The following is a 759-nucleotide window of genomic DNA, read 5'->3' as shown; positions in this document are numbered from 1 at the left end:
GTAACTTTGAGAGAACTACTTGGTTTTCCGAGACGTCGGAAACCGCTACACCGGAAAATCAATTGGAGAAATCACCATGGCAGTGAATGTAAACACTAACGTATCAGCGATGACCGCTCAGCGTTACCTAAACAACGCAAACTCAGCTCAACAAACTTCTATGGAGCGTTTGTCTTCAGGTTTTAAAATCAACAGCGCAAAAGATGACGCTGCGGGTCTACAAATCTCGAACCGTTTGAACGTACAAAGCCGTGGTTTGGATGTAGCGGTTCGCAACGCGAACGACGGTATCTCGATTGCACAAACGGCTGAAGGTGCAATGAATGAGACCACTAACATTCTTCAACGTATGCGTGACTTGTCTCTGCAATCAGCAAACGGTTCAAACTCGAAAGCAGAGCGCGTTGCGATTCAAGAAGAAGTGACCGCGCTAAACGACGAACTAAACCGTATCGCAGAAACCACTTCTTTCGGTGGTAACAAGCTACTAAACGGCACACACGGTGCGAAATCGTTCCAAATCGGTGCAGATAACGGTGAAGCAGTGATGCTTGAGCTAAAAGACATGCGTTCAGACAACAAAATGATGGGCGGTGTGAGCTACCAAGCTGAAAGTGGTAAAGGTAAAGACTGGAACGTTGCTGAAGGTAAGAACGACCTAAAAATCAACCTAACGGACAGCTACGGCCAAGAGCAAGAAATCAACATCAGCGCAAAAGCGGGTGACGATATCGAAGAGCTTGCGACTTACATTAACGG

At 46.6% G+C, this 759-nt stretch carries 1 protein-coding gene; it reads left to right on the top strand.

Features of this window, described 5'->3' with window-relative positions:
• Positions 1-76: 76 nt before the first annotated feature.
• Positions 77-759, top strand: a 683-nt coding sequence (locus R7190_RS27000; protein ID WP_132937424.1) for a flagellin, incomplete at its 3' end; no start/stop codon positions are given.

The sequence above is a fragment of the Vibrio sp. 1078-1 genome (assembly GCF_033340475.1).
The sequence above is the reverse complement of the archived record's forward strand: the minus strand, read 5'-3'. Positions and strand labels throughout refer to the sequence as shown.